The following is a 4,408-nucleotide window of genomic DNA, read 5'->3' as shown; positions in this document are numbered from 1 at the left end:
CTCGGTGATCCCGCGCGACATCAGGTAGAACAGCTGCTCGTCGTCGAACCGTCCGGTGGAGCTGGCGTGCCCGGCCCCCTCGATGTTGCCGGTCTCGATCTCCAGGTTGGGCACCGAGTCGGCGCGGGCGCCGTCGGAGAGCACCAGGTTGCGGTTGAGCTCGTAGGTGTCGATGCCCTCCGCCTCGGCGCGGATCAGCACGTCACCGACCCACACCGTGTGCGCGGTCTCACCCTGCAGGGCGCCCTTGTAGGTGACCAGCGACTGGCACCGCGGGGTGTTGTGGTCGACGAACGAGCGGTGCTCCAGGTGCTGGGCCGCGTCGGCGAAGTAGACGCCGAGCAGGGTCGCGGAGCCGCCGGGTCCGGCGTAGCGCACGTTGCTGTTCATCCGCATGATCGCCCCACCGAGGGTGACGGCGATGTGCCGGTATGACCCGTCGCGCCCCACGAGAGCCTCGTGCTGAGCCAGGTGGTGGGTGTCGTCGGCCCAGCGCTGCAGGGTGACCACGGTCAGGTCGGCGCCGTCGCCGACCACCACCTCGACGTTGCCGGTGTGGTCGACGGAGCCGGTGTGGTCCAGGATGATCAGGGCCTTGCTGTGCCGGCCGGCCTCGAGGACGACGTGGGCGTTGCTGCGCCGGCCCGCGCCGTTGCCGTGGACGTCGACCCGCAGCGGCTCGGCATACTCACGCTCCGCGGGGATCTGCACATGCAGCGCCTCGGCGGTGTTGGCCGAGGCCACCACCGCTGCGCGATCACCGGGCACCAGCACGGTGCCGCGCGGTGCCTGGCCCGGGACCAGCGTGCTGATGTGCACACCGTCGGGGACCTGGACGCCGACGCTGACCGCGGGGTCGTCCTCCCGGTCGTCGGTCGGGGTGTCGCTGAACAGCGGACCGAGCCGGTCGACGGGGGTGAAGCGCCACTCCTCCTCGCGCCCGCTGGGCACCTCGAAGTCGCTGACCTCGAAGGAGGTGGGCCGAGCGGCCCGGGACTCGTCCGGGACGGTGCCGACCTTGCTCTGCGGGTCGACGTGCGATTGGTCGGCGGGTGAGTTGTTGTCGACGAGCAACGTCATCAGCCGACGGCTCCTTCCATCTGCAGCTCGATGAGGCGGTTGAGCTCGAGGGCGTACTCCATCGGCAGCTCGCGGGCGATCGGCTCCACGAAGCCGCGCACGATCATGGCCATCGCCTCGGTCTCGGACATGCCTCGGGACATCAGGTAGAACATCTGGTCCTCGGAGACCTTGGAGACCGTGGCCTCGTGACCCATCTGTACGTCGTCCTCGCGGACGTCGACGTAGGGGTAGGTGTCCGAGCGGGAGATCTGGTCGACCAGCAGCGCGTCGCAGACCACGCTGGAGCGGCTGTGGTGCGCGCCGGCAAGGATCTGGACCAGGCCCCGGTAGGACGTGCGCCCGCCGCCACGGGCCACCGACTTGGAGACGATGGTCGAGGACGTGTGCGGCGCAGCGTGCACCATCTTGGAGCCGGCGTCCTGGTGCTGGCCCTCCCCGGCGAAGGCCACCGACAGGGTCTCGCCCTTGGAGTGCTCGCCGAGCAGGAACACGGCCGGGTACTTCATCGTGACCTTGGAGCCGATGTTGCCGTCGATCCACTCCATGGTGGCGCCCTCGGCGCAGGTCGCGCGCTTGGTGACCAGGTTGTAGACGTTGTTGGACCAGTTCTGGATGGTCGTGTAGCGCACCCGGGCGTTCTTCTTCACGATGATCTCCACGACCGCGGAGTGCAGGGAGTCGCTCTGGTAGATCGGCGCCGTGCAGCCCTCGACGTAGTGCACCGAGGAGTCCTCGTCGGCGATGATCAGCGTGCGCTCGAACTGGCCCATGTTCTCGGTGTTGATCCGGAAGTAGGCCTGCAGCGGGATGTCCACGTGGACCCCCGGCGGCACGTAGATGAACGACCCGCCGCTCCATACGGAGGCGTTGAGCGCGGCGAACTTGTTGTCGCCGGCCGGGATCACCGAGCCGAAATACTCGCGGAACAGGTCCTCGTGCTCACGCAGCGCGGTGTCGGTGTCCAGGAACAGCACACCCTGCTCCTCCAGGTCCTCGCGGATCTGGTGGTAGACGACCTCGGACTCGTACTGCGCGGCGACACCGGCGACCAGGCGCTGCTTCTCGGCCTCGGGGATGCCGAGCCGGTCGTAGGTGTTCTTGATGTCCTCGGGCAGCTCGTCCCAGGAGGTGACCTACTTCTCGTTCGAGTTCCCGACATGCCTAGTGTTGTCGACGTCAATGCAGGTCAGGTCGCTGCCCCAGGTCGGCATGGGCTTCTTGCCGAACAGCCGGTGCGCCTTGAGCCGGTAGTCGGTCATCCACTGCGGCTCGCTCTTGCGGCCGGAGATGTCGCGCACGACGTCCTCGTTGAGGCCGCGTCGCGCGGAGGCGCCGGCGACGTCGCTGTCGGCCCAGCCGTAGCCGTAACTGCCCAGGTCCTTCAGACCTGGGTTGCGCTCTTCGATGTTGGTGCTCATCGGGAAGGCCTTTCGTGAGTGGTCGGTCGGGATCGGTCGTGCAGTATGTCGTCTCGCAGCTCGTCCTGCGGGATGCGGTAGGGCGGGTCCGAGGCGTCGTCGCGCCCCTGCGCCAGGGTGGCCACGGGGCGGATGGACCCGGTCGGCACGAAGGTGGTGCACACGTGCTCGCCACCGGCCAGGGTGGCCAGGCGCTGCACATGCACCCCCAGCACCCGGGAGATGACGTCGGTCTCGGCGTCGCAGAACTCGTGGAACTCGCTGGCCACATGCCGGACCGGGCAGTGCCCCTGGCACAGCTGCAAGCCAGCGAGACCGCTGTCGGTGTCCTGCCCCACCGGGCGGACGCTCGCGGCGAACCCCTCGTCGGTCAGCGCCTCGGCCAGCGCCGAGGTGCGCTCGTCCAGGATCGCAGCCTCGTCGGCCCCATCGGTGGCACCCCGGTGGTCACGGTCCGTGGCCTGACCTGACCTGGACATCGCCTCGCGCAGTCGCTGCTCCAGGACGGCCATCTGAGCCTCGGCGAACTCGGTGACCGCGCCGTCGCCGGCCCGGTCCGCGAGGTAGTGCAGGGCCGCCGTGGCGACGTCGTCGTAGCTGGTCTGCAGCTGCTCCTGGCCGCGGTCGGTCAGCACGAACGCCCGCGCGGGCCGGCCTCGCCCGCGCGGAGCGGTGGCCGCCAGCTCGCGCTCGATGATGGAGCCCTCCTGCGCCAGCGCGTCGAGATGGCGGCGCACAGCTGCCGGTGTGAGGTCGAGCTGCACTGCCAGCTCGCGAGCGGTGACGGGTCCGGTGACACCGATGGCGCGACGGACGTGGTCCCGGGTCCGGGACTCGGTGCTGCCGTCGGACATAAACACCACACCAGTGTCACCTATATCCACCTGTGGTCCAACCAAGCCTTGCCTCACCATGTTCCGGATGCGCCTGGACCTGCCGCGCCGGCTCCTGCACGCGAAGGGTGACTCCCTCTGGGCAGCCTGCTGCGAGGTCGCGCAACGAGCGCAACCGACCTCATCGCGCCACGGTATGATGTTTCTACAAGGGGCGGGGACTGGACTGTCCGCATGGGTGGACTGCACAGCGCCGAGCACAACGGGCGAGTCGGCGTCTATCGTGGCTGCGTGAGTGCGCTCGACCAGGTCTTACCCGCGCTGTGGATGGACTCGGTGACCCGGCACTACGGCCGCACGACGGCGCTGGCCGGATTGAGCTGGACCGCACACCCCGGTCAGGTGACCTGCGTGCTGGGGCCCAACGGGGCGGGCAAGTCCACCGCCGTGCACTGTGCAGTCGGGCTGCAGACTCCCGACTCCGGGCGCCTGCGCGTGCTGGGCGTCGACCCCTGGCGCTCCCCCGCGGAGCACCGGTCCCGTGTCGGCGTGATGCTGCAGGACGGCGGTCTGCCCCAGTCCGCCCGTCCGGTCGCGTTGCTACGTCACCTCTCGCGCCTGTATGCCGCGCCGCTCGATGTCGCCGAGCTGAGCCGGACGCTGGGCGTCGACGACTTCGCTCACACCCCGGTGCGCCGGCTCTCCGGTGGACAGCGCCAGCGCCTGGCCCTGGCAGCCGCGCTGGTCGGCGACCCGGACATAGCGTTCCTGGACGAGCCGACCTCCGGGCTGGACCCGCACGCCCGCCGCACGACGCACGCCCTGATCCGCAGCACGGCTGCCGCGGGGGCCGCAGTGGTGCTCACCACTCACTCGTTCGAGGAGGCCGAGCGGCTCGCCGACCACATCGTCATCCTCACGGGTGGTCGGGCCGTGGCGGCCGGGTCCGTGCCGGAGGTCTGCGACGGCGCCGCCCTGGAGGACCGCTACTTCGCGCTCACCGGGGCTGCTCGGTGAGCGCGCCCGCGAGCCCGACCCAACGGGTCACGGCGCAGGCACGCTTTGAGACCCGCA

Annotated in this window: 3 protein-coding genes and 1 pseudogene; 1 reads left to right on the top strand and 3 read right to left on the bottom strand. The window is 69.8% G+C overall.

The window, feature by feature from the left end; all coding sequences use genetic code 11:
* The 3 genes and pseudogenes from sufD to ACR2FV_RS13920 form a co-directional block, all read right to left on the bottom strand.
* A partial coding sequence (gene sufD / locus ACR2FV_RS13930) for a Fe-S cluster assembly protein SufD (protein WP_434016296.1) occupies positions 1–1,080 on the bottom strand: 1,080 nt, incomplete at its 3' end.
* Positions 1,080–2,501: pseudogene (sufB, locus tag ACR2FV_RS13925) on the bottom strand (Fe-S cluster assembly protein SufB). The pseudogene sufB and the gene sufD, both read right to left, overlap by 1 nt.
* Positions 2,498–3,355 (bottom strand): helix-turn-helix transcriptional regulator, encoded by an 858-nt coding sequence (locus ACR2FV_RS13920; protein WP_434016295.1) that lies wholly within the window; start codon positions 3,353–3,355, stop codon positions 2,498–2,500. Before ACR2FV_RS13920 ends, sufB begins: the two are co-directional and overlap by 4 nt.
* A 213-nt stretch (positions 3,356–3,568) precedes the next feature.
* On the opposite strand from ACR2FV_RS13920, the gene ACR2FV_RS13915 reads away from it, so the two are divergent.
* Positions 3,569–4,351: an ABC transporter ATP-binding protein gene (locus ACR2FV_RS13915; RefSeq protein ID WP_434016294.1), complete on the top strand. Its 783-nt coding sequence runs from the start codon at positions 3,569–3,571 to the stop codon at positions 4,349–4,351.
* The last annotated feature ends 57 nt before the right edge of the window (positions 4,352–4,408 follow it).

It is taken from the genome of Ornithinimicrobium sp. (assembly GCF_051004135.1).
GTDB lineage: Bacteria > Actinomycetota > Actinomycetes > Actinomycetales > Dermatophilaceae > Ornithinicoccus.
The sequence above is the reverse complement of the archived record's forward strand: the minus strand, read 5'-3'. Positions and strand labels throughout refer to the sequence as shown.